Raw genomic sequence first — 20,061 nt, forward strand, 5'->3', positions numbered from 1 at the left:
CCGCCCGACCCCCCGAAAACCCGCCACGACCCTTGATCCGGCGGGGCTTTTGGGGATTGATGCAGCGCGAAATCCGGGGGGCGCGGGCGCCCCGGAAGACTTGATCGGGCGCCCCGGCGCCCCAAAGACCACCAGGACGAGCGATGGCAAGCACCAGCGAGACGGGCCACAGCCCCTACAAGCACCCCTACCACCTGGTCGATCCGTCGCCCTGGCCCCTCGTCGGCGCCTTCGCCGGGGGCGCGCTGGTCACGGGCATCGTGTTCATCGCCCATTTCGGCACCTACTGGCTGGCCGCGCTCGGCCTGCTGGGCGTGCTGGCCACCATGTTCGGCTGGTGGCGCGACGTGCTGAAGGAAAGCCGCACCCCCGGAGTCCATTCCCCCGTCGTGCGGCTCGGCCTGCGCTACGGCATGGTGCTGTTCATCGCCTCCGAGGTGATGTTCTTCGTCGCCTTCTTCTGGGCCTTCTTCCACTTCGCGATCTACCCGGACCATGTCTCCGGCGCCGCGCAGGCGGTGTGGCCGCCCAAGGGCGTGCTGACCTTCGACCCCTTCCACCTGCCGCTGCTGAACACGATGATCCTGCTGCTGTCCGGCTGCACGGTCACCTGGGCGCACCACTCCCTGCTGGTCGGGGACCGCAAGGGCCTGGTCACCGGCCTGGCGCTGACGGTCTTCCTCGGCATGTTCTTCACCTTCTTCCAGGTGTGGGAATACGCGGTGGCGCCGTTCCACTTCACCGGCGGCGTCTATCCCTCCACCTTCTTCCTCGCCACCGGCTTCCACGGCTTCCACGTGCTGGTCGGCACCATCTTCCTGGCGGTCTGCCTGGTGCGCGCCATCCGCGGCCACTTCACGCCGGAGAAGCATTTCGGCTTCGAGGCCGCGGCCTGGTACTGGCACTTCGTGGACGTGGTGTGGCTGTTCCTCTTCGTCGTCATCTACTGGTGGGGCGCGGGCGAGATCGCCCACCACTGAGCCCCCAGGCCGATGACCCTTTCCACGACCCCGCCCGTCCCATCGGGCGGGGTCGCTCCGTTCTGGCGGGCCGCGATGCTCGGCCGCTGCCCGCGCTGCGGGGAAGGCGCGCTGTTCGGCGGGCTGCTGACGGTGGCGCCCGCCTGCACCGCCTGCGGGCTCGACCTCTCCGGCCAGGATTCGGGCGATGGGCCGGCGGTGCTCGGCATCTTCGTGCTCGGCGCGCTGGCCATGATCGGCGCCTTCCTGGTGGAATTCCGCCTGGCGCCGCGGCTCTGGGTGCATGCGGTGCTGTGGCCCGCGCTGCTGATCCCCGCCGCCATCGTGATGATGCGCGGCGCCAAGGCGGCGCTGATCTGGCTGCAATGGCGCCACAGGCGGGGCGAGGGCGTGTAGAAGCCTGCGCATGTCCCTGCGCCGAGTCCTGATCCCCGTCCTCGTCATGCTGCCCGTGCTGGCCATCCTGCTGGGGCTTGGCACCTGGCAGGTGCAGCGACTCGGCGCGAAGAACGCCCTGCTGGCGGAGATCGCGGCCGGGGAGGCCGCGCCCGCCCGGCCGCTCGGCGCCAGCGCGCCGCCATCCTGGACCAAGGTCTCCGTCACCGGCCGATTCGATCATGAACGGGAGGTGCTGCTGGGGCTGGAGGTGCGCGGCCCCGTGCTGGGCGCCCGGCTGGTCACGCCCCTGCTGCGGGATGGCGCGCCGCCCGTGCTGGTCGATCGCGGCTGGGTGCCGATCGACAAGGCCGGCGCCATCGCCCGCCCCGCGGGCCCGGTGACGCTGGAGGCCTATGCCAGGCCCGGGGAGACGGGGGGCCTGTTCTCCGCCACCGACGACCCGGCCGGGCGCCGCTTCTACACCTTCGACCCGCCGCGGATCGCCCGCAGCCTCGGCCTGCCGGCGCCGGAGCCCTTCGGGCTGGTGGCGCTGGGGACCGGCCCCGGCCTGCCGGACCCGCAGCGGACCCTGCCGCGCCCCACCAACAGCCATCTCGGCTATGCCGTCACCTGGTACGGGCTGGCGCTGTCGCTGCTCGGCGTCTTCGCCGCCTGGCTGCGCCGCCGCCTGAAGGAACCCGCATGAGCAGCAACGACGCCTATGCCCGCCTGGTCGCGCGCTTCGGCCGCATCGGCGCGATCGGGGAAGCCGCCGGCATCCTCTCCTGGGACGCCTCCGCCATGATGCCGCCGGGCGGCGGCGCGGCGCGGGGGGAGCAGCTGGCCGCGCTGGCCGGCATCCGGCACGACCTGCTGGTGGCGCCGGAGGTGGCGGAGGACCTGGAAGCCGCCAGCGCCACGGGGGCGTGGGAGGCCGCCAACCTACGCCTGATGCGCCACGCCCATCGCCGCGCCACCGCCCTGCCGACCAGCCTGGTGGAGGCGATCGCGCGCGCCAATTCGAATTGCGAGAAGGTCTGGCGCATCGCCAAGCGCGACGCCGATTTCGCCAAGGTGCGGCCCCTGCTGGAGGAGGTCGTCCGCCTGGCGCGGGAGGAGGCGCAGGCGCTGGGGGAGGCGCTGTCCCTCTCCCCCTATGACGCGCTGATGGATGGCTACCAGCCCGGCGTCACCGCCGCCGATGTGGATCCCGTCTTCGCGGCCTATGAATCCTGGCTGGCGGAGGCGCTGCCCCGGGCGGAGGCGATCCAGGCCGCGCGCGGCCCCGCCACGCCGCTCACCGGCCCCTTCCCGGTGGCGAAGCAGCGGGATCTCTGCGCCGCCATGGCCGCCGTGGTGGGACTCGACTTCGCCCATGCGAGGCTGGACGAGAGCCTGCACCCCTTCTGCGGCGGCAACCCGAGCGACGTCCGCATCACCACCTTCTATGACGAGCAGAACGTCGCCAAGGCGCTGCTCGGCGTGCTGCATGAGACGGGGCACGCCATGTACGAGCGCGGCCTGCCCGCCGGCTTCGCCCGCCAGCCGGTGGGGGAGGCAGCGGGGATGGCCGCGCATGAATCGCAATCCCTGATCGTCGAGATGCAGGCCAGCCGCTCCGACGCCTTTCTCCAGTTCCTGGGCGGCAGGCTGCACGACACCTTCGGTGGCGACGCCGCGCCCTACCAGGCCGCGAATCTGGGGAAACTCTGGCGCCGGGTGGAGCGTGGGTTCATCCGCGTGGACGCCGATGAGATGACCTACCCCGCCCACGTCATCCTCCGCTTCCGGCTGGAACGCGCGCTGATCGGGGGTGGGCTCACGGTCGCGGAGCTGCCCGGCGCCTGGAACGAGGGGCTGCGCGGGCTGCTCGGCATCACGCCGCCGGATGACGCGCGGGGCTGCCTGCAGGACATCCACTGGCATGACGGCGCCTTCGGCTACTTCCCCAGCTACACGCTGGGCGCCATGGCGGCGGCGCAGCTGATGGCGGCGCTGCGGCGGGCGGAGCCGGATCTCGATGCGCAGCTCGCGGAAGGCGACATGGCGCCGATGATGCGCTGGCTGGGCCAGGCGGTGCATGGGCAGGGGGCGCGGCTCGGCTTCCAGGACCTGCTGCGCCACGCCACGGGCAAGGCGCTGGACCCCGCCGACTTCACCGCGCACCTGACGGCGCGCTACCTGGGCTGAGGCTACCGCTCCCGGTCCGGCGCGGGCCAGGCGAGGGGGGCGAAGCGCGTCACCGGGATGCGGGCCACGGCCAGGGTCCGGTCCTCGATGGTCAGGGGCAGCTCCACCTCCGGCTGGCCGGCGGCGTTGGGGCGGCTCATCAGCGGCAGGATGGCGCGGGCGGTGGCGGCGGCGCGGCGGCCGACCAGCCCGGCCTCCGCCAGCGCATCCAGCGCATCGCCGGCGCCGGTCAGGCGCAGCGACCCCGCCCCCATGGGCTGCAGCCCCTCATCCAGCGCCAGGGTGGCGGCGGCGGCGGCGCCGATCGGGCCCCAGCGCAGCGACAGGCTCTTCACCTCCAGCGTGCCGCCGGCATCGCGCCAGCTTTCCGCCCGCACCACCGGGAAGCGGCCGGGCGGCACCGGGCCGCTCAGCGCCATCTCCGCCCCCAGCGTCGCGATGCGGCGGCCGAAGGCGGCGGCGCGGCCGGCGGGCGGGGCGGGCAGGTCGATCTCCTCCACCGCCACCGTCACCTCCAGCGCCGGCTCGGCCTCCGTCGCGGTGGAGGAGGTGTCGAGCGTGACGCGCGCCGCGCCGACCTCCATCGGGCCGGCGGGGGTGGACAGGCGCAGCCGCTCGGCCACCACCTCCCCGCCCCGGGGCGGCGTGCCGCCTTCCAGCGGCAGCAGCGCCACCAGCGCATCCGCGGCGAAGCGGAACTCATCGTCGCCGAGGCGCAGCCGCTGCGCGCCCGGCATCTCCACCCGCAGCCGGTCCAGCCGCGGCAGCGCCACGCGCAGCACCGCGCGTTCGGCCTGCAGCACGAAGCCGCCGGGCAGGGTGGCGTCCCCGCCCTCGATCCGCAGGTTGGGCAGGATCAGCGCCGCGGAAAGCGGGTAGCCCGCCCGCATCGGCGCGGCATGGTCCACCCGCCAGCCCTGGGCGCGGCGGATCTGCACCCAGGTGGCGAAGCCCTGCTCGATCTCCGTCGCCATGGCGCGCCACAGCAGGGCGTGGCCCGCACCCAGCGCGACCAGCGCCACCAGCGCGCCGAGCGCGATGCGGGGCGCGAGGGGGCGGCGACGACCAGGCGGCTTCATTTCCATCGTGGCAGGGGGTATAGCCCGGTCCCGCCCCCCCGTGCAGACCTCATCCCACCCTCCCCAGCCCGATGCCGCGCCGCCCCTGGCTTCCTGCGGGCATATGTGGGTCTTCGCCTATGGCTCGCTGATCTGGCGGCCGGGCTTCGACCATGCCGGCAGCCACCCCGCGCTGCTGCGCGGCTTCCACCGGCGCTTCTGCCTCTGGTCCCGCCACTACCGCGGCACGCCGGAGGCGCCGGGCCTGGTGCTGGGGCTGGACCGTGGCGGCGCCTGCCGGGGTGTCGCCTTCCGGGTGCCGGGCGCGGCGGCGGCGGCGGTGCTGCGCTACCTGGATGACCGGGAACTGCCGGATGGGGCGGAGGTGGTCTATCACCGCCGCGTCCTGCCGGTGCGGCTGGTGGACGGGGCCGGGGGGCTGACGGTGCCGGCCGTGACCTATGTGGCCAATCGCGGCTGCACCCTCTACGTGCCCGCCCTGGCCCCCGAAGAGGCGGCGGCCACCATCGCGCGGGGTGTCGGGCAGATGGGGCGGAACCGGGACTACCTGCTCAACACCTTGAACCACCTGAAGGCCATGGGCGTGCGGGATGCCGGGCTGGCGCGGATTGCGGCGCTGCTGCCCGAAGACTGAGCGGCCGCCATTCATCCACCGGGGCGACGTGTGACGAATGCAACTGAAAGTTGGTGGACGGGGAGGAAATTCATCCCCTGGCGTTCACCGTCGCTACACGAAAATTTTTGTTTGAAATCAAATGCTTGATTCGTGCCCGTGCCGAGCCTCTCAACCTTTCGGTCATGATGCGGCGCAGAATTGCGGGTTGTTCCAGGCGCTTCGCCTCCTGCGTTGCCGCAAGGGGCGAAGGGAAGACCCACAGAGTTATCCACAGGCTTATCCCTGTGGTTCCGCCATCAATCGATCCGTCTCCGTCTCGATTTGCTCCTCCAGCGCCGCCAGCAGCTTCGCGCGATTCAGGCCTGCCGGCAGCGGCGGCAGGATGGAGATGCGGATGGTGCCGGGGAACTTCATGAAGGCCCGGCGGCCCCAGACGCGGCCGCTATCGGTGGCCACGGGCACCACGCCCACGCCCGTGGCGGCGGCGATGGCGACGACGCCGGGCTGGTAGGGCACCCGTTCGCCGACGGCGGTGCGCGTGCCTTCGGGGAAGATCACGACCTGCCTTCCTTCCTCCACCGCCGTGGTGGCGGCGCGCAGCATGGCGCGCAGCGCCGGGCCGCCGCCCTCCCGGTCCACCGGGATCATGCCCGCCCGCCGGGCATAGGCGCCGTAGAGCGGGATGCTCATCAGCTCCTTCTTCATCACATAGGCGGGCTGCCGCAGCAGGCCGAGCCAGACGATGGTGTCGAAGGCCGACTGGTGCTTGGCGGCGATCACCACGCCGCCCGGGGGGATGTTCTCCCACCCCCGGATGTCGATGCGGACGCCGACGGCGAAGCGCAGCGCCTGGATGACCAGCCAGGACCAGGCATTGGCCGTGCGCATCGCGGCCGCGCGCGACATGAAGAGCGTCGGGATCGCCAGCAGCACCATGATGATGGTGATGCCGAAGAACAGGATGTTGAACAGCAGCGACCGCAGCCACAGCACCGGCTTCGCTCTCATCGTCTGGCGGACTCCCTGGCCGGCAGGTAGCGGGTGAGGCCGGCGGCCGCCGTCCCATACTTCACAAATTCGCCGAACAGCAGGGCCCATCGGCGCGCCCGTGGCAGGTTGGCGAAGGCGGCAGGGCGCACGGGGTGGGGCTGCAGCGCCACGCCGGGCAGGGCGCGGCGGAATTCCAGCAGGGCGCGCGGCATGTGGTAGTCCGCCGTCACCAGGCGGACGGTGCCGATGTGGCGCGCGCGGGCGAAGGCGGCGGATTCCGCCGCATTGCCGATGGTGGTGGCCGCCGCATGGCCCAGCACCACCCGCCCGGCCAGGGCCGGCAGCGGCCGGGCATGCACGCGGGCGAGTTCGGCCAGCGTCAGCGTGGCATGCGCGCCGGAGACCAGCAGCAGCGGCGCCGCCCCGTCATCCAGCAGCCGCAGCGCCGTCTCCACCCGTTCCGCGCCGCCGGTCAGCACGATGATGGCTTCCGCCGGCGGGGCGGCGGGGTCCGGCACGCCGCGCGCCGCCGCCAGGAAGGACTGGAAGGCGACGCCCAGCGCCAGCAGGGCCAGCAGCCCCGCCACCCCCAGGCGGAGCAGCCAGCGTCGCATCAGGGCAGCCGGTGCAGCCAGCGGCGCACGGTGGCCTGCGCCGTCGCCCAGCCCACCAGGAAGGCCACCGGCGGCAGCGCCACCAGCGAGGGCCAGGGCAGGCCCGCCAGGCTGTCCATGGCCCCCGCGCTGCCGAGCCAGGGGCCCGCCAGGTCGATCAGCAGCGCCAGCGCCGGCACGGCGGCGGCGGTGCCCACCAGCGCCCCGCCCGCCGCCAGCAGGCCGAGCCGCCGGGCGAAGCGGCCGGCGATGTCGCCATCCCGCGCGCCCAGGCCGTGCAGCACCTCGATCGCGTCGCGCCGGGCGGCCAGCCCGGCCCGCGTCGCCACGGCCACCACCGCCGCCGCCACCAGCCCGACCAGCACCAGCACCACCAGCGCCAGCGCCTGCAGGCTGCGCGCCAGCGCCGCCAGCCGCTGCACCCAGAGGCCATGCGCCTCCACCAGCGCGCCGGGCACCGCGGCGGCCAGCCGGTCGCCGATCAGCACCGGGTCCACCCGCGCATCGCGCAGCCGCAATTCCAGCACGCCGGGGACGGGGATGGAGGGCGCGGCACCGAGCCAGGGGCGCAGCAGCCCGGCCAGGCGTTCCGGGTCCATCGCCTGGGCATCGGCCACTTCCGGCATGGCGCGCAGCACGCCGAGCGCGCGCTGCACCCGCGCCGAATCGGCATCCGGGATCTGCACCGTCACCGCCGCCGCGGCGCCCCGCTGCCAGCGATCCGCCAGCGCCGCGGCGCCCTGCGCGCCGGCCAAGGCGAGGGCGGCCAGCAGCGCCATGGCGGCGACCAGGCCCGGCAGCAGCCAGCCCGAGAGCGCCCGCCGCAGCCCCAGCGGATCGCGCGAATAGCGCCGGCGCCTAGCCAAGGTCGGGATCCCGGCGGGGGGGCGGGGGCGCGGGCTGCTCCGCCGCCTCGATCTCCGCCTCGGCCTCGGCCTCCGGGGCGAAGCGGTCGGTGGTGAGGTCCGCATCGATGCCGCGCGCGCCATCGGGGTCGTGCAGCCTGCCGTCGCGCAGCACCAGGGCGGGGGCGGGGAAGCGCGCCACCAGGTCCTCGTCATGCGTCGCCACCACCACCGTGGCGCCCAGGCGGTTCATCTCCCGCAGCAGGGCCAGCAGGCGGCGGGCCTGGCGGTTGTCGAGGTTGCCGGTCGGCTCATCCGCCACCAGCAGGGCGGGGCGGTGCACCACGGCGCGGGCGATGGCGACGCGCTGCTGTTCGCCGCCCGAGAGTTCCGGCGGCAGGCTGGCCGCCTTCCCCTCCAGCCCCACCCATTTCAGGATCTCGTTCACATCGGCCCGCAGCGAGGCTTCCGGCCGGCCGGCCAGGCGCAGCGGCAGCGCGATGTTGTCGAAGGCGGAGAGGTAGGGCAGCAGGCGGAAATCCTGGAACACCACGCCGATCCGCCGCCGCACCGGCGCCAGCGCGGCGCGCGGGGCGCGCGACGATCGCAGCCCCAGCACCTCCACCTCGCCCCGCGTCGGCCGCAGCGCCAGGTGCATCAGGCGCAGCACGGAGGATTTGCCCGCCCCGGAGGGGCCGAGCAGCCAGGTGAAGGACCCCGGGGGCAGGGCGAAGGTGACGTCGACCAGCGCCTCCGGCCCCCAGGATCCGGTATGCGGGCCACCGCCGGGATAGCGCAGGCCCACGGCCTCGAAGCGAACCATGGGGGATGTCTGCCATGGGCGGGCTGCGCCGCCAAATGATGATGACGCGGCGCCTCACGCTGGGGTGTTGGCCGCGGCGCGCGGCGCCCGCTGGACGAGGAGGGGCCTGCACCGTCACTGTGGCGAACCGATGCGAATCGCCTGCCCGAGCTGCGCCGCCGAATACGAGGTCCCCGACGCCGCCCTGGCCGCCGGGCCGCGGCTGCTGAAATGCGCCCGCTGCGGCCACCAGTTCCAGGCCGCGCTGCCCGGCGCCGCGGTGGCGGAGGAGCCCCCGCCGCCGCCCGCCCCCGACCCGGTGCCCGAGCCGGAGCCGGCCCCCGATGCGGCGCCCCCGACGGCCTCCGCCACCCCCGACCGGCCGCCACCCTCCCGCGGCCCGACGCAATCCATGCCGATCGACCCGCCGCTGCCGCGCCTCAGCGACGCGCCGGCCAGCCCGCCGGACCGGCTGGCGCTGGCGGGCTGGATCATGACGGTGGTGGTGGTGGCGATCGGCGCCTATGCCGGCTTCGCCTTCCGGGGCGAGATCATGCAGGCATGGCCGGCCTCCGCCCGGCTCTACCAGGCGCTCGGCCTCAGCTGATCCCGAGCACCGCGCGGGCGTTGCGCGCATCCGCCGCGATCGCGTCCTTCAGCGCCTGCAGGCCATCGAACTTCGCGTCCGCGCGCAGGAAGGCGCGGATGCGCACGCCGATCTCCTGCCCGTAGAGGTCGCCCGAGAAATCGAAGAGGTGGACCTCCAGCCGCGTCACCGGATCGCCGCCCAGCGTCGGCCGGCGGCCGACATTGGCGACGCCCGGCACCAGCCTTCCATCGGCCAGGCGCACCGTCACGGCATAGACGCCGCGCGCCGGTTCCAGCTGCCGGCCGAGCAGGATATTGGCCGTCGGCCAGCCGAGTTCGCGGCCGAGCTTGTCGCCGTGGAAGACCTCGCCCCGCAATTCCCAGTCCCGCCCCAGCATGGCGGCGGCCAGGTCCGGATAGCCATCCTGCAGCACGCGGCGGATGCGGGTGGAGGAGATGGGGCCGGCGGCATCCGCCACGGCGGGCACCACGGTCAGGCCGATGCCGCGGCGCTCGGCCTCCCGCGCCAGGAAGGCGACATCGCCGCCGCGGCGGTGGCCGAAGGCGAAGTCCGCGCCGCAGGCCAGGTGCTTCGCGCCGATGCCCCGGTGCAGCACCTCCTCCACGAAGGATTCCGCGGACATGGCGGCGAGCGTCGCGCCGAAGGGGATGGCGAAGACGGTGGCGGCACCGAGCGCCGCCAGCGCCTCCGCCTTCGCGGCCAGGACGGTCAGGCGGAAGGGCGGGTCATCGGGGCGGAAATGCTCCCGCGGATGGGGCTCGAAGGTGAGCGCCGCGAGCGGCAGGTCGGGCCGCGCGCCATGCGCCGCCCGCAGCACGGCTGCGTGGCCCAGATGCACGCCATCGAAATTGCCGAGCGCCACCGTGGCCCCGCGCGCCGCCTCCGGCACGCCGTGCCAGTCCTCCAGGATGGTCATGCCTGGTGGGGCCGCAGCCAGGGCAGGACCTCCGGCGGCGGGCGGAAGGCGGCGAGCTTGTCGATCGCCTCCTCCACCGTCGCCGCCTGCATGGCGAGCGGCCGCTGGCCGGGGCGGACGAAGCCTTCCACCTGCATGAAGTCGAGCGTCTTGAGGAAGGGCTGCCAGAAGCCCTCCACATCCAGGAACACCACGCCCTTGGCCTGGATGCCGAGCTGCGCCCAGGTCAGCGCCTCCACCGCCTCCTCCAGCGTGCCGAAGCCGCCGGGCAGCACGATGAAGCCGTCCGAGAGGTCGGCCATCATCGCCTTGCGTTCATGCATGGTGTCCACGACATGCATCTCGACCCCGCCGCCATGGCCCACTTCGCGCTTCAGCAGGCCATGGGGGATCACGCCGATCACCTCCGCCCCCGCCTGCAGCGCGGCATCGGCGGCGATGCCCATCAGCCCGACCGCGCCGCCCCCATACACCAGGCCGAGGCCCCGCTTCGCCACCACGCGGCCGAGTTCCCGCGCCGCTTCCGCGTAGGCGGGCCGGACGCCGGGGGCGGAGCCGCAGAAGACGCAGATGCGCTTGAAGTTGGCGGCGCTGCTCATGCCCCGCGCTCCTTCCGGGCGGCGATGGCGGCGCGGGAGGGGACGGCCACCAGCGCCTCGCCCTCCAGCACCGGGTTTCCCTTCACCAGGCAGACGGTGCGCAGCGTGGCGCGATGCTTCAGCGTGTCCAGGGCAGTGATCTCCACGATCGCGGTGACGGTGTCGCCGATCCGCACGGGCGCGCGGAAGCGCAGGGATTGTGACATGTAGATGGTGCCCGGTCCCGGCAATTGCGTGCCCATCACCTTGGTGATCAGGCCCGCCGCCAGCATCCCATGCGCGATGCGCTCCCCGAAGATCGAGTCCTTCGCGTATTCGGCATTGAGGTGCATCGGGTTGGTGTCCCCGGTGACGGCGGCGAAGAGGACGATGTCCGCCTCCGTGTTCGTCTTGCCGAAGCTGGCCTTCTGGCCGACCGACAGATCCTCGAAGAAGCAGCCTTCCTCCATCCGCGCCGTCCCCTGGTTGCGGCAGTCCCGTTAGCCCTGCGGGCCAGGAGGGGCAAGCTGGGGTGGGCCGGCATGGACAACCCCCCGGCGGCTTGCGAAAAACCCTGCCCGAACAAAGGACCGATACCCCATGCCCCAGACCCAGCTTGGCACCGCGGAGCAGCTTCTCGCCGAACTCCGGGGCTGGGTGGAGCATGAGACGCCGACCACCGATGCCCTTGCCGTGAACGGGCTGGTGGACCGGTGCGAGGCGGAGCTGCGCGCCGTGGGCGGCGCCATCACCCGCCTGCCGGGGCGGGACGGCTTCGGCGACACGCTGATCTGCCGCACGCCGGGCAGCGGCGCGCCGGTGGTGGTGGCCGGCCACCTGGATACGGTCTGGGACCATGGCACGCTGGCCGGGCCCATGCCCTTCCGCATCGATGGCGAGCGCGCCTATGGCCCGGGGATCTACGACATGAAGGCGGGTTCCTTCATGGCCTTCCATTCGGTGCGGGAGATCCTGCGCCAGAAGGTGGCGACGAAGCGCCCCATCACCCTGCTGCTGACGCCGGACGAGGAGGTCGGCAGCCCGACCAGCCGCGAGCCGATCGAGCAGGCCGCCCGCGGCGCCCGCGCGGTGCTGATCCCGGAGCCCGCCGGCGCCGGCGGCGCCTGCGTGACCGCCCGCAAGGGGGTGGGCCGCTTCGTCGTGGATATCCGCGGCGTCTCCGCCCATGCCGGCGGCAACTGGGCGGAGGGGCGCAGCGCCGTGGTGGCGCTGGCGCGGCTGATCCTCAAGGTGCATGGGATGACGGACCTCGATGCCGGCATCACCACCAATGTCGCGCCGGTCTTCGGCGGCACCCGCCCCAACGTGATCCCGCCCGAGGCCGGCTGCGAGATCGACCTGCGCGTGCCGACCATCGCGGAGGGCGAGCGGATGGAGGCGATGATCCTGGGCCTGGCCGGGGAGCATGACGGCATCAGCATCACCGTGACCGGCGGCATGAACCGCCCGCCCTTCGCGGAGACGGATGCGATCGTCGAGCTGTACAACCGCGCCGCCTCCTTCGCGCAGGCGCATGGCTATGCGCTGCCGACGCAGCATCGCGGCGGCGGGTCGGATGGCAACTTCACCGCCGCCCTCGGCATCCCGACGCTGGATGGGCTGGGCTGCACCGGCGCCGGCGCCCATGCGCCGCATGAGCACATCATCTGGCGCGACCTGGCGCCGCGCTGCGCCACGCTCTGCGGCCTCCTCGAGACCATCGAGTGAGGCCGCGGAGCCGGCTTTCTCGCGCGCCTGCGGCAGCGCTTCCCCGCGCGCGTGCGGCAGCACTTCTCCGCGCGCCTGCGGCAGCACTTCTCCGCGCGCCTGCGGCAGCACTTCTCCGCGCGCCTGCGGCGCGACGCGGATTGCCGGAGACGATCGACTGAGCGCGATCGCGCTCTACGCCCTGGCGGCGCTGGCGGAGATCGCCGGCTGCTTCGCCGCCTGGGCGGTGCTGCGGGAAGGCCGCAGCGCCTGGTGGCTGCTGCCGGGGCTGCTCTCCCTCGCGCTCTTCGCCTGGCTGCTGACGCGCATCGACGCCGCCTTCGCCGGCCGCGCCTTCGCCGCCTATGGCGGCATCTACATCGCCGCCTCGCTCGGCTGGATGTGGGCGGTGGAGGGCGCGCGGCCGGATCGCTGGGACCTGGTCGGGCTTGCCTTCTGCCTGGCCGGCGCCGCCATCATCCTGCTCGCGCCACGCCCCACCGGCTGAGGAAGACCCCCATGCCCACCCCCCGCGCCCTGATCGTCGGCACCGGCCCCGGCTTCTCCGCCAGCCTCGCCCGCAAGCTGGCGGGGGAGGGGTACCGCGTGGCGCTGGCCGCCCGGAACACCGGCAAGCTCGCGGCCCTGGCGGCCGAGACGCACGCCACGCTGCATGAATGCGACGCCAGCGACCCCGCGCAGGTCGCCGCGCTGTTCCAGGAGCCGGAGGCCGCGGAGGCCGAGGTGGTGCTCTACAACGCCAGCTTCCGCGTCCGCGGCCCGACCATCGATCTCGATCCCGAGGATGTCCGCCGCACGATGGAGGTCTGCGCCTTCGGCGCCTTCCTCGTCGCGCAGCAGGCGGCGCGGCACATGCTGCCGCGCGGCCGCGGCACCATCCTGCTGACCGGCGCCTCCGCGGGCGTCAAAGGATTCGCGCGCTCCGCCCCCTTCGCGATGGGGAAATTCGCGCTGCGCGGGCTGGGGCAGGCGCTGGCGCGGGAGTTGCACCCGCAGGGCATTCACATCGTCCATATCGTCGTCGATGGCGGCATCCGCAGCGAGCGCCGCCCCGACCCCGGCGCCGATACCCTCATCGACCCCGATGCGATCGCCGAGGCGGCGCTGCACGCCATCCGCCAGCCCCGCAGCGCCTGGGCGGCCGAGATCGAGCTGCGCCCCTGGGTGGAGACGTTCTGACCGCCGCGCTACCGTCGCCGGAACGAGGAAGGAAGCCGACCATGCAGGACGCCCAGGGCCAGGCGATCACCGTCGCCTCCGACGCCGCCGCCCGCGCCTTCGACCACGTCATCGACGGCTTTCTCAAATATCGCTTCGACACGGGCCTGCGCCTCAAGGCGTTCCGTGCGCTCGACCCGACGGCGCCGCTCGGCCAGGTCCTCTCGGGCTGCTTCGCCATGATGGCCTATGACCGCGCCATGGCGCCGCGCGCGCTGGCCGCCGTGGCGGCGGCGGAGGCGCTGCCCGCCAACCCGCGCGAACGCGCCCACATGGCCGCGCTGCGCGAATGGGCGGAGGGAAGGCCGGAAGGCGCGCTCTCGGTGTGGGAGCAGATCATCGCGGAGCATCCGCATGACCTCCTCGCCTTCCGCCTGCACCATTTCTCCGCCTTCTGGATGGGCGAGCCCGGCCGGATGCTGGCGGCGGTGGACGGCGTGATGCCGCGCTGGTCCGCGGCCATCCCGGGCTTCGGCAGCGTGCTGGCCTGCCGCTGCTTCGCGCATGAGGAATGCGGCGACTACCTCATCGCCGAGCAGGCCGGCCGCCAGGCCGTGGCGATGGATGCCGGGGACCTCTGGGCCGCGCATGGCGTGGCGCATGTGCTGGAGATGCAGGGCCGCCGGACGGAGGGGCTGGACTGGATCCGGAGCCTGGAGCCGCATTGGGATGGCGGCAACAACCTGATGCACCACCTCTGGTGGCACCAGGCGATGTTCCACATGGAACGCCGGGAATTCGGCGCGGTGCTCGACCTCTACGACACGCGCTTCCGCAACCTCGGGAGCAAGGTCACCCTGGCGCAGCCCGACCTCTACATCGACATGCAGAACGCGGCCTCCATGCTGTTCCGGCTGCAGCTGCGGGGCCTCGACCCCGGCGACCGCTGGGGGGAGCTGGCGGAGAAGGCGGAGGCGCGGATCGGCGACACGCTCTCCGCCTTCACCCAGCCGCATTGGATGATGGCGCTGATGGCGACCGGCCGCCGCGAGGCCGCGAACCGGCTGCTGGAGGCGCTGGCCGAGGCGGGCCGCGCGAACACCCACCACGCCGCCATCCTGCGCGACGCCGCCCTGCCGGCCTGCCAGGCGGTGATGCTGCATGGGGAGGGCCGCTTCGCCGAGGCCGTGGCCGTGCTGCGCCCGGCGCTGGGCGCGCTGCATCGCCTCGGCGGCAGCCATGCGCAGCAGGATGTGCTGGAACAGCTCTTCCTCGATGCCGCGATGAAGGCGGGCAGCGCGGAGGATGTGCGGCTGGCGCTGGAACGGGCGGCGGGGCGCTACAGCCTCTCCCCCGCCCGGCGCATCGGCTATGCGGAGGCCGCGCTGGCGGTGCCTTTCTGACGCCTGCGGAACATCCTTGCTTTCGGCCCCTCCCACAGCCGGAAGTTGTTGTCCCGCGCCACGCCCGCTGATACGGATTCTTCCAACAAGCCGGGACATGTTCCCGGCCGGGTGGGAGAAACGGGATGGCCAAGCTCAACGTGAACGGGCGCGTGATCGAGGTGCAGGTGGAGGACGACACCCCCCTGCTCTGGGTGCTGCGCGAACAGCTTGAACTCACCGGCACCAAATATGGCTGCGGCATCGCGCAATGCGGCGCCTGCACCGTGCATGTGGATGGCGTCGCCACGCGGTCCTGCGCCATGCCGGTCTCCGCCTTCGACGAGAACCAGAAGATCGTGACGATCGAGGGCCTGTCGCCCGACAGCAGCCACCCGGTCCAGCAGGCCTGGCTGGCGCTGGACGTGCCGCAATGCGGCTTCTGCCAGTCCGGCATGATCATGGCCGCCGCCGCCCTGCTGGCCGCGACGCCCCGCCCGACCGAGCAGCAGATCCGCGACGAGGTGACCAACATCTGCCGCTGCGGCACCTACAACCGCGTGCTGGCCGGCATCCAGCGCGCCGCCGGCACCGCCGGCGCGGCCGGCTGAGGGGGGCGCGGACCATGAACGCCATCACCAGGCCGTCCCGCCGCCGCCTGCTGGGCACGGCCGTTGCCGCCGCCGGCGCCTTCACCTTCGGCTTCCGCTTCCCCGCGCCGACCAAGGCGCTGGCGCAAGGCGCCGCCGCTCCCGCAACGCCGGAGATCAATGCCTGGGTCGTCGTCCAGCCCGACGACACCGTCATCATCCGCATCGCGCGGTCGGAAATGGGGCAGGGCACGCTGACGGGCCTCGCCCAGATGGTGGCCGAGGAGCTGGAATGCGACTGGGCCAAGGTCACCACGGAATACCCGACGCCGGGCCAGAACCTGGCGCGCGGCCGCGTCTGGGGGAACATGTCCACCGGCGGCAGCCGCGGCATCCGTGACAGCCACGACTATGTCCGCCGGGGCGGCGCCGCGGCGCGGATGATGCTGGTGCAGGCCGCCGCCAATGCCTGGGGCGTGCCCGCCGCGGAATGCCGCGCGGCCAACAGCATCATCACCCATGCGCCCAGCGGCCGCACCACCACCTATGGCGCCCAGGCCGCCGCCGCCATGCGCCTGCCGGCCCCGGCCGCCGCCGACGTGCCGCTGAAGGACCCGCGCGACTGGAAGCTGATCGGCCAGCCCGTCGCGCGGCTCGACACCCGCGCCAAGCTGAATGGCAGCCAGGTCTATGGCATGGACCTGAAGCTGCCGGGGATGCTGAACGCCGCCATCCATGCCTGCCCGGTCTTCGGCGGCACCATCGCCGCGGTGGACAGCGCGGAGGCTGAGCGCATGCCCGGCGTGAAGCGCGTGCTGCGCGTGGGGGACAATGCCGTCGCCGTGGTGGCGGATACCTGGTGGCGCGCGAAGAAGGCGCTCGACGCCGTGAAGATCACCTGGAACGAGGGCCAGCACGCCAACGCCTCCTCCGCCGCCTTCCGCGAGGTGATGGTGGCGGGCTTCGACGCGCCCCAGGCGGCGGTCGGCAACCGCAACGGCGATGCCGCCGCCGCCATCGCGGGCGCGGCGCGGAAGGTGGAGGCCGTCTATGGCTATCCCCACCAGAACCACGCCTGCATGGAGGTGATGAACGCCACCGCCATCTGGACCCCCGAACGCTGCGAGGTCTGGACACCGACCCAGAATGGCGAAGCGGCGCATGCCGCGGCGGCGGAAGCCGCCGGCCTGCCGCCCGCGCGCTGCGAGGTGCACAAGATCCACCTCGGCGGCGGCTTCGGCCGGCGCGGCGCGGTGCATGACTGGGTGCGCCAGGTCGTGGACATCGCGAAGCAGATGCCCGGCACGCCCATCAAGCTGGTCTGGACGCGGGAGGAGGACATGCTCCAGGGCCGCTTCCACCCCGTGACCATGTGCAAGCTGACGGCGGGGCTCGACGCGCAGGGCAACATCACCGGCCTGCACATGCGCATCAGCGGCCAGTCCATCGTCGCCGGCATCTTCCCGCAGAACATCCGGGATGGCCGCGACCCCGTGGTCTTCCAGGGGCTGAATGCCAGCGGGGGAGAGGCCGATATCGGCTACAGCTTCCCGAACCTGCTGATCGACCACGCCATGCGCAACCCGCATGTGCCGCCGGGCTTCTGGCGCGGCGTGAATTTGAACCAGAACGCCATCTACCTGGAATGCTTCATCGATGAGGTGGCGCATGCCACGGGCAGGGACCCGCTGGCGCTGCGCCGGTCCCTGATGGCGAACCACCCGAAGCACCTGGCCGTGCTGAACGCCGTCGCGGAACGCGCGGGCTGGGGCACGCCGGCCGCCGCCGTGAACGGGATGGCGGTGCATCGCGGCCTGTCCGTCACGCACGGCTTCGGCAGCTATGTCGCCGCCTGCGCCGAGGTCTCCGTGACCGCTGCGGGGGAGGTGAAGGTGCATCGCATCATCGCCGCGACGGATCCGGGCTACGCCGTCAACCCGCAGCAGATCGCAGCCCAGGTGGAGGGCAGCTTCGTCTATGGCCTCTCCGCCGCGCTCTACGGCGAATGCACGGTGAAGGACGGCAGGATCGAGCAGACCAACTTCGACAGCTACCCCGTGATGCGGATGGTGGACATGCCGAAGGTGGAGACGATCGTGCTGCCCTCCGGCGGCTTCTGGGGCGGCGTCGGCGAACCGACGATTGCGGTCGCGGCGCCCGCCGTGCTGAACGCGATCTTCGCCGCCACCGGCAAGCGCATCCGCCAGCTTCCCTTGCAGCAGGCGGATCTGCGCCGGACGTGAGGGCCTTCGCGCTGGCGCTGCTGATGGCGGCGCCAGCCTATGCGCAGGAGGCGCCGGCGGGCGCCTCCACCTGCCTCGGCTGCCATTCGCCGGTGCGGAGCGACGCCGCCATCCCCACGCTGCGCGGGCGGGATGCGGCGGCGGTGGCGGCGGCGATGCGCGAGTTCCGGGAGGGCAGGCGCCCCGCGACCGTGATGGACCGGCTGGCGCGCGGCTTCACCGAGGAAGAGAGCCAGGCCATCGCCGCCTGGATCGTGCGATGAGGATCGGGCGCCGCGCGCTAGCCGCCGCGCTGCTGCCCGCGCCGGTGCTGGCGCAGGCGCGGCCGCGCGTGGTGGTGGTCGGCGGCGGCTTCGGCGGCGCCACCGCCGCCCGCGCGCTCGCCCGCGCCGGCATCGCGACCACGCTGGTGGAGGCGAATGCCACCTACACCGCCTGCCCCTTCAGCAACGCCGTCATCGCCGGGCTGCGCGGCATGGGGGCGCAGCGCTTCGGCTATGACGCGCTGCGGGCGGAAGGCATTTCGACGATTCACCAGCGCGCTGTCGGCATCGATGCGCAGGCGAAGCGCGTGACGCTGGCCGATGGCACGGTGCTGCCCTTCGACCGCGCGTTGCTCTCCCCCGGCATCGAGATCCGCTTCGACGCGCTGCCCGGCTATGACGAGGCCGCTGCCGAGGTCATGCCCCATGCCTGGCAGGCCGGCCCGCAGACGGAATTGCTGGCGGCGCAACTGCGCGCCATGGCGGATGGCGGCACCGTCGTGATGGTGGTGCCGCCCAACCCCTATCGCTGCCCGCCAGGGCCGTATGAGCGTGCCTCGCTCATCGCCCATTTCCTGAAGTCGACAAAACCGCGGTCGAAGCTGCTGGTGCTGGATGCGAAGGACGTCTTCAGCAAGCAGCGGCTGTTCGAGGCCGCCTGGGCCGCGCTGTATCCGGGCCTGCTGGAATACGTCCCGCTGGCCATGGGCGGGCGGGTGACGGCGGTCGATGCGCGGACCCGCACCGTGACGACGGATTTCGGCAGCCAGCAGGGCGCGGTGGTGAACGTCATCCCCCCGCAGCGCGCCGGCGCCATCGCGCAGGTCGCCGGCGTCGCGGACCGGTCCGGCTGGTGCCCCGTCGATCCCGCCAGCTTCGAATCGCGCCTGGTGCCGGGCGTGCATGTGATCGGGGATGCGATCATCGCCGGCGCCATGCCGAAATCCGCCTTCGCCGCCAACGCCCAGGCCCGGGTCGCCGCCGCGGCCATGGCGGCGCTGCTGGCCGGGCGCGCGGTGCCGGCGCCGAAGCTGCTCAACACCTGCTACAGCCTGGTGGCGCCGGAATACGGGATCTCCGTCGCGGGAGTGTACCAGCCCGCGAACGGCCTGCTGACGGATGTGCCCGGCGCGGGCGGCACCAGCGCCCTGGATGCACCCGCATCGGTCCGCGAAGCCGAGGCGCGCTACGCCGAGGATTGGTTCGCGACGATCACGGCCGATGTGTTCGGGTAGCGCCAGGCTGGTTGCGCTCAGGCTGGTCGCACTCTGTGCCATCCTGGCCGGCGGCCCCGCTTGCGCCGATGAAGCGCCGCTGACCGCCACCCCCGGCGACCCCGCGCGCGGCCGCGCCATCGTCGCCGACCGCACGCGCGGCCTCTGCCTGCTGTGCCACAGCGGCCCGATCCCGGAGGAGCGTTTCCAGGGCAACCTCGCGCCGCCGCTGGATGGCGCGGGCCTCCGCTGGTCCGCCGCCGAACTCCGGCTGCGCCTGGTGGATGGCAAGCGCTTGAACCCGGACAGCATCATGCCTTCCTACTACCGGACCGAGGGCCTGCACCGCGTCGCCCCCGCCCAGCGCGGCCGCCCCATCCTGGCGGCGCAGGAGATCGAGGACGTGATCGCCTATCTTCTCACCCTTCGCGAGGAACCGACGCGATGATCGCGCCGACACGCCGCCTGCTGCTGGCGGCACCCGCCCTGCTGCTGCTGCCCCGCCAGGCCGATGCCACGCCGGAAGCCATGGCGGAGGCCGTGCGCGGCTTCACCGGCGGCGCGCCCGTCACGCCGGGCCGCGTCGCGCTCGACATCTCGCCGCTGGTGGAGAACGGCAACACCGTGCCGCTCTCCGTCATCGTGGACAGCCCGATGACGGAGGCCGACCACGTCCGCGCCATCGCCGTCTTCAACGAACGCAACCCGCAGCCGCATGTCATCACCGCGCAGCTCGGCCCCCGCGCCGGGCGCGCGCTGCTCTCCACCCATATCCGGCTGGCGACGTCGCAGACGCTGCTCGCGGTGGCCGCGCTGTCCGATGGCAGCTTCTGGTCGGACCGCGCGCAGGTCGTGGTCACGCTCGCCGCCTGCATCGAGGGTTGA

Annotated in this window: 24 protein-coding genes; 16 read left to right on the top strand and 8 right to left on the bottom strand. The window is 73.1% G+C overall.

All coding sequences use genetic code 11. The features are described 5' to 3' along the window. The first annotated feature begins 143 nt into the window (after nucleotides 1–143). The 4 genes from JJI54_RS09795 (at nucleotide 144) to JJI54_RS09810 (ending at nucleotide 3,548) form a co-directional block, all read left to right on the top strand. Nucleotides 144–980 carry a cytochrome c oxidase subunit 3 gene (locus JJI54_RS09795; protein ID WP_203072772.1) on the top strand — a complete coding sequence of 279 codons (837 nt, stop codon included), beginning with the start codon at nucleotides 144–146 and terminating at the stop codon, nucleotides 978–980. Nucleotides 981–1,055: 75 nt separating this feature from the next. Beyond that, on the top strand, nucleotides 1,056–1,376 hold the full coding sequence (locus JJI54_RS09800) for a DUF983 domain-containing protein (RefSeq protein ID WP_203072773.1): 321 nt from the start codon (nucleotides 1,056–1,058) through the stop codon (nucleotides 1,374–1,376). Between the two features lie 10 nt (nucleotides 1,377–1,386). Continuing rightward, nucleotides 1,387–2,064, top strand: coding sequence for an SURF1 family protein (locus JJI54_RS09805; protein ID WP_203072774.1), 678 nt, complete (start codon nucleotides 1,387–1,389; stop codon nucleotides 2,062–2,064). Next, the gene (locus JJI54_RS09810) at nucleotides 2,061–3,548 is read left to right on the top strand and encodes a carboxypeptidase M32 (protein WP_203072775.1); all 1,488 of its coding nucleotides are present in this window, start codon (nucleotides 2,061–2,063) and stop codon (nucleotides 3,546–3,548) included. Before JJI54_RS09805 ends, JJI54_RS09810 begins: the two co-directional genes overlap by 4 nt. Nucleotides 3,549–3,550: 2 nt before the next feature. On the opposite strand, the gene JJI54_RS09815 is transcribed toward JJI54_RS09810, so the two are convergent. Then, entirely contained in the window at nucleotides 3,551–4,633 is a 1,083-nt protein-coding gene (locus JJI54_RS09815) for a DUF2125 domain-containing protein (protein ID WP_203072776.1), read from the bottom strand. A 34-nt stretch (nucleotides 4,634–4,667) separates the two neighbouring features. Here JJI54_RS09815 and JJI54_RS09820 point away from each other — a divergent pair, with 34 nt between their 5' ends. Continuing rightward, nucleotides 4,668–5,261: a gamma-glutamylcyclotransferase gene (locus tag JJI54_RS09820; protein ID WP_318987480.1), complete on the top strand. Its 594-nt coding sequence runs from the start codon at nucleotides 4,668–4,670 to the stop codon at nucleotides 5,259–5,261. A gap of 258 nt (nucleotides 5,262–5,519) precedes the next feature. Here JJI54_RS09820 and JJI54_RS09825 read toward each other — a convergent pair whose 3' ends face one another. The 4 genes from JJI54_RS09825 to JJI54_RS09840 are packed head-to-tail and all read right to left on the bottom strand — an operon-like array spanning nucleotide 5,520 to nucleotide 8,515. Beyond that, nucleotides 5,520–6,251: a lysophospholipid acyltransferase family protein gene (locus JJI54_RS09825; protein ID WP_226381594.1), complete on the bottom strand. Its 732-nt coding sequence runs from the start codon at nucleotides 6,249–6,251 to the stop codon at nucleotides 5,520–5,522. Further along, nucleotides 6,248–6,847 (bottom strand): YdcF family protein, encoded by a 600-nt coding sequence (locus tag JJI54_RS09830; RefSeq protein ID WP_203072777.1) that lies wholly within the window; start codon nucleotides 6,845–6,847, stop codon nucleotides 6,248–6,250. Before JJI54_RS09830 ends, JJI54_RS09825 begins: the two co-directional genes overlap by 4 nt. After that, nucleotides 6,847–7,713 carry a cell division protein FtsX gene (locus JJI54_RS09835; protein ID WP_203072778.1) on the bottom strand — a complete coding sequence of 289 codons (867 nt, stop codon included), beginning with the start codon at nucleotides 7,711–7,713 and terminating at the stop codon, nucleotides 6,847–6,849. The genes JJI54_RS09830 and JJI54_RS09835 overlap by 1 nt, the downstream gene beginning before the upstream one ends. After that, a complete protein-coding gene (locus tag JJI54_RS09840) occupies nucleotides 7,706–8,515 on the bottom strand; it encodes a cell division ATP-binding protein FtsE (RefSeq protein WP_203072779.1) in 810 nt (269 codons plus the stop codon). Before JJI54_RS09840 ends, JJI54_RS09835 begins: the two co-directional genes overlap by 8 nt. A 130-nt stretch (nucleotides 8,516–8,645) precedes the next feature. Between JJI54_RS09840 and JJI54_RS09845 the strand changes: the two genes are divergently transcribed. After that, nucleotides 8,646–9,101: a zinc-ribbon domain-containing protein gene (locus JJI54_RS09845; RefSeq protein ID WP_203072780.1), complete on the top strand. Its 456-nt coding sequence runs from the start codon at nucleotides 8,646–8,648 to the stop codon at nucleotides 9,099–9,101. On the opposite strand, the gene JJI54_RS09850 is transcribed toward JJI54_RS09845, so the two are convergent. Genes JJI54_RS09850 through JJI54_RS09860 form a run of 3 tightly spaced genes read right to left on the bottom strand, consistent with a single transcriptional unit; the run spans nucleotide 9,094 to nucleotide 11,068 of the window. Further along, complete coding sequence (locus tag JJI54_RS09850) at nucleotides 9,094–10,020, bottom strand: bifunctional riboflavin kinase/FAD synthetase (RefSeq protein WP_203072781.1); 927 nt, start codon at nucleotides 10,018–10,020, stop codon at nucleotides 9,094–9,096. The genes JJI54_RS09845 and JJI54_RS09850 overlap by 8 nt on opposite strands. Next, on the bottom strand, nucleotides 10,017–10,619 hold the full coding sequence (locus tag JJI54_RS09855; protein ID WP_203072782.1) for an LOG family protein: 603 nt from the start codon (nucleotides 10,617–10,619) through the stop codon (nucleotides 10,017–10,019). Before JJI54_RS09855 ends, JJI54_RS09850 begins: the two co-directional genes overlap by 4 nt. Then, entirely contained in the window at nucleotides 10,616–11,068 is a 453-nt protein-coding gene (locus JJI54_RS09860; RefSeq protein ID WP_203072783.1) for a MaoC family dehydratase, read from the bottom strand. The genes JJI54_RS09855 and JJI54_RS09860 overlap by 4 nt, the downstream gene beginning before the upstream one ends. Before the next feature lie 130 nt (nucleotides 11,069–11,198). Between JJI54_RS09860 and JJI54_RS09865 the strand changes: the two genes are divergently transcribed. From JJI54_RS09865 to JJI54_RS09910, 10 genes are all read left to right on the top strand, one after another. Next, nucleotides 11,199–12,326: a M20 family metallopeptidase gene (locus JJI54_RS09865; RefSeq protein WP_203072784.1), complete on the top strand. Its 1,128-nt coding sequence runs from the start codon at nucleotides 11,199–11,201 to the stop codon at nucleotides 12,324–12,326. Nucleotides 12,327–12,483: 157 nt separating this feature from the next. Then, nucleotides 12,484–12,813, top strand: a complete 330-nt coding sequence (locus tag JJI54_RS09870) for a YnfA family protein (RefSeq protein WP_203072938.1) — start codon at nucleotides 12,484–12,486, stop codon at nucleotides 12,811–12,813. An 11-nt stretch (nucleotides 12,814–12,824) separates the two neighbouring features. Beyond that, nucleotides 12,825–13,505 (top strand): SDR family NAD(P)-dependent oxidoreductase, encoded by a 681-nt coding sequence (locus tag JJI54_RS09875; RefSeq protein ID WP_203072785.1) that lies wholly within the window; start codon nucleotides 12,825–12,827, stop codon nucleotides 13,503–13,505. A gap of 41 nt (nucleotides 13,506–13,546) precedes the next feature. After that, nucleotides 13,547–14,887: a tetratricopeptide repeat protein gene (locus JJI54_RS09880; RefSeq protein ID WP_203072786.1), complete on the top strand. Its 1,341-nt coding sequence runs from the start codon at nucleotides 13,547–13,549 to the stop codon at nucleotides 14,885–14,887. A gap of 125 nt (nucleotides 14,888–15,012) precedes the next feature. Beyond that, nucleotides 15,013–15,477 (top strand): (2Fe-2S)-binding protein, encoded by a 465-nt coding sequence (locus tag JJI54_RS09885; RefSeq protein ID WP_203072787.1) that lies wholly within the window; start codon nucleotides 15,013–15,015, stop codon nucleotides 15,475–15,477. Between the two features lie 14 nt (nucleotides 15,478–15,491). Continuing rightward, on the top strand, nucleotides 15,492–17,699 hold the full coding sequence (locus JJI54_RS09890; RefSeq protein WP_203072788.1) for a xanthine dehydrogenase family protein molybdopterin-binding subunit: 2,208 nt from the start codon (nucleotides 15,492–15,494) through the stop codon (nucleotides 17,697–17,699). Then, on the top strand, nucleotides 17,696–17,962 hold the full coding sequence (locus tag JJI54_RS09895) for a c-type cytochrome (RefSeq protein ID WP_318987481.1): 267 nt from the start codon (nucleotides 17,696–17,698) through the stop codon (nucleotides 17,960–17,962). The genes JJI54_RS09890 and JJI54_RS09895 overlap by 4 nt, the downstream gene beginning before the upstream one ends. After that, on the top strand, nucleotides 17,959–19,197 hold the full coding sequence (locus JJI54_RS09900) for an NAD(P)/FAD-dependent oxidoreductase (protein ID WP_226381595.1): 1,239 nt from the start codon (nucleotides 17,959–17,961) through the stop codon (nucleotides 19,195–19,197). The genes JJI54_RS09895 and JJI54_RS09900 overlap by 4 nt, the downstream gene beginning before the upstream one ends. Then, nucleotides 19,184–19,624 (top strand): sulfur oxidation c-type cytochrome SoxX, encoded by a 441-nt coding sequence (gene soxX / locus JJI54_RS09905; RefSeq protein WP_203072789.1) that lies wholly within the window; start codon nucleotides 19,184–19,186, stop codon nucleotides 19,622–19,624. The genes JJI54_RS09900 and soxX overlap by 14 nt, the downstream gene beginning before the upstream one ends. Continuing rightward, nucleotides 19,621–20,061 carry a SoxY-related AACIE arm protein gene (locus JJI54_RS09910; RefSeq protein ID WP_203072790.1) on the top strand — a complete coding sequence of 147 codons (441 nt, stop codon included), beginning with the start codon at nucleotides 19,621–19,623 and terminating at the stop codon, nucleotides 20,059–20,061. Before soxX ends, JJI54_RS09910 begins: the two co-directional genes overlap by 4 nt.

The organism is Falsiroseomonas ponticola, assembly GCF_016805305.1.
GTDB lineage: Bacteria > Pseudomonadota > Alphaproteobacteria > Acetobacterales > Acetobacteraceae > Falsiroseomonas > Falsiroseomonas ponticola.

Coding starts and splice junctions, on each gene's coding strand:
- JJI54_RS09910 (WP_203072790.1), top strand. CDS start 19,621: ATGATCGCGCCGACACGCCGCCTGCTGCTGGCGGCACCCGCCCTGCTG.
- JJI54_RS09830 (WP_203072777.1), bottom strand. CDS start 6,847: ATGCGACGCTGGCTGCTCCGCCTGGGGGTGGCGGGGCTGCTGGCCCTG.
- JJI54_RS09805 (WP_203072774.1), top strand. CDS start 1,387: ATGTCCCTGCGCCGAGTCCTGATCCCCGTCCTCGTCATGCTGCCCGTG.
- soxX (WP_203072789.1), top strand. CDS start 19,184: ATGTGTTCGGGTAGCGCCAGGCTGGTTGCGCTCAGGCTGGTCGCACTC.
- JJI54_RS09885 (WP_203072787.1), top strand. CDS start 15,013: ATGGCCAAGCTCAACGTGAACGGGCGCGTGATCGAGGTGCAGGTGGAG.
- JJI54_RS09850 (WP_203072781.1), bottom strand. CDS start 10,020: ATGACCATCCTGGAGGACTGGCACGGCGTGCCGGAGGCGGCGCGCGGG.
- JJI54_RS09845 (WP_203072780.1), top strand. CDS start 8,646: ATGCGAATCGCCTGCCCGAGCTGCGCCGCCGAATACGAGGTCCCCGAC.
- JJI54_RS09795 (WP_203072772.1), top strand. CDS start 144: ATGGCAAGCACCAGCGAGACGGGCCACAGCCCCTACAAGCACCCCTAC.
- JJI54_RS09855 (WP_203072782.1), bottom strand. CDS start 10,619: ATGAGCAGCGCCGCCAACTTCAAGCGCATCTGCGTCTTCTGCGGCTCC.
- JJI54_RS09900 (WP_226381595.1), top strand. CDS start 17,959: ATGAGGATCGGGCGCCGCGCGCTAGCCGCCGCGCTGCTGCCCGCGCCG.
- JJI54_RS09800 (WP_203072773.1), top strand. CDS start 1,056: ATGCTCGGCCGCTGCCCGCGCTGCGGGGAAGGCGCGCTGTTCGGCGGG.
- JJI54_RS09840 (WP_203072779.1), bottom strand. CDS start 8,515: ATGGTTCGCTTCGAGGCCGTGGGCCTGCGCTATCCCGGCGGTGGCCCG.
- JJI54_RS09875 (WP_203072785.1), top strand. CDS start 12,825: ATGCCCACCCCCCGCGCCCTGATCGTCGGCACCGGCCCCGGCTTCTCC.
- JJI54_RS09865 (WP_203072784.1), top strand. CDS start 11,199: ATGCCCCAGACCCAGCTTGGCACCGCGGAGCAGCTTCTCGCCGAACTC.
- JJI54_RS09815 (WP_203072776.1), bottom strand. CDS start 4,633: ATGGAAATGAAGCCGCCTGGTCGTCGCCGCCCCCTCGCGCCCCGCATC.
- JJI54_RS09860 (WP_203072783.1), bottom strand. CDS start 11,068: ATGGAGGAAGGCTGCTTCTTCGAGGATCTGTCGGTCGGCCAGAAGGCC.
- JJI54_RS09810 (WP_203072775.1), top strand. CDS start 2,061: ATGAGCAGCAACGACGCCTATGCCCGCCTGGTCGCGCGCTTCGGCCGC.
- JJI54_RS09880 (WP_203072786.1), top strand. CDS start 13,547: ATGCAGGACGCCCAGGGCCAGGCGATCACCGTCGCCTCCGACGCCGCC.
- JJI54_RS09890 (WP_203072788.1), top strand. CDS start 15,492: ATGAACGCCATCACCAGGCCGTCCCGCCGCCGCCTGCTGGGCACGGCC.
- JJI54_RS09825 (WP_226381594.1), bottom strand. CDS start 6,251: ATGAGAGCGAAGCCGGTGCTGTGGCTGCGGTCGCTGCTGTTCAACATC.